We start from the raw sequence: 1,380 nt of genomic DNA, 5'->3' as shown, positions 1-1,380 counted from the left end.
TATAGTATCCATCATCATCACTCCTTATATATATTGTAACACAATGTAACACATTTATGCGCCCATATTTATTTAAAACAAACAAAATGCATTACTCCTGATGGGGATATAATGCATTTGAGCTAAAATTTTTTAGCTATTTACCTTCTTCTTCTAAATAATCCTTATAAGCCTTTTGAGCTTTATCCTCTTTGAGTAATACATTTGAAACCCTTTTATGGATGTCAGTTAGTAAATACAATCCCCTGAAAATACAACCAACAACGATTCCAAAAGCAGCAATACCTCCCACAATTGGACCCATCATCAATAAAATGTATCCTAGAACTGCGCTTAGAATGATTGATAAAAATAAATACAAATAACCCCGCCAATTTTCACACAACTTCTTCAACAAAATGGCCCAACTCAGGCACAGTGCTTCCTCCACAACTGCACCCTTTTACGGAATATGGTAATAAACAGGATTATTCATCCGAATTCTTTTCTTTTGTTGTTTTCATATACGCTAAGAAAACAATTAAGAACAGGACTCCTACTATTAGACCTACCGAAATTAAAAAATCCAATCATTTTCCCCCTTACACCTGCCATTTAATTTTGACAGGATCTGGTTCTTGTTCCACTTTTGCGCCCTGTAACGGGATAAGTGTTCATTGGCACAATCCATTGAATCACTTAATCTAATAATGAAGTGCGATTACAGTATACTTCCCATTTATCCCCATATTGATTTTTTTACCGTTTCGCTCACCAAATCCACAAAAATGTTTCTAAAAGCATTGCCGGTTTCTGGCCCTGCTTTATTCATGAGCTTTTTAAATCTTGTTGTTGCTACTTCTGTTTTGGGTCCTTCGTTTACCAGATCATTGAAAGACTTCTTAAGGTTTTGTTGCTCTTCGGGAGACAATTGATCAATTTCTTCTGCTAACTCATTTGCAGCCTCTAAAGCCCTTTTTGTCCAAGGATATGAATCACCACAGTTATAGCAGTGCTTAGGTGGTGAATAAGTAAACCCGAGCATTGCAACCCCAGGAACATTGTAGTTACCTCTTATATTGAAATTACAAGATGGACATTTTGTAATTGTTTTCTCACCACACTTATCACAAAACCTTTGGTTTCTCTCAGGACTTTCTGTTACACCAGTGTTTATTTCATGTCCATTAAGACAAATTTGAGCTGTATCGTACCAACTCTCGCTCATTTTATCACCCTCCCAATCTACCCAACTTGTACTACTTTTATCATAAAACATTCAAACCCAGAGAATATTCTTATACCGCAATATGGCCCGTTTGTTGAACAAAAGTAACACAATGCTTTACCCTGTGTTTTACCATAAATATAATTTAACCTTTTTGCTAACCTGCCCCGTTA

General features: G+C 35.9%; 2 protein-coding genes. Both read right to left on the bottom strand.

The features are described 5' to 3' along the window. Window positions 1-136: 136 nt before the first annotated feature. Window positions 137-430 (bottom strand): hypothetical protein, encoded by a 294-nt coding sequence (locus LOR49_RS17355; protein ID WP_240378237.1) that lies wholly within the window; start codon window positions 428-430, stop codon window positions 137-139. 288 nt (window positions 431-718) lie between these two features. Further along, window positions 719-1,207 carry a DUF2321 domain-containing protein gene (locus tag LOR49_RS17350; protein WP_240378236.1) on the bottom strand — a complete coding sequence of 163 codons (489 nt, stop codon included), beginning with the start codon at window positions 1,205-1,207 and terminating at the stop codon, window positions 719-721. Window positions 1,208-1,380 lie beyond the last annotated feature (173 nt).

The organism is Bacillus piscicola, from assembly GCF_022458745.1.
In the GTDB taxonomy this organism is placed as follows: Bacteria; Bacillota; Bacilli; order Bacillales; family Marinococcaceae; genus Alteribacillus_A; species Alteribacillus_A piscicola.
The sequence above is the reverse complement of the archived record's forward strand: the minus strand, read 5'-3'. Positions and strand labels throughout refer to the sequence as shown.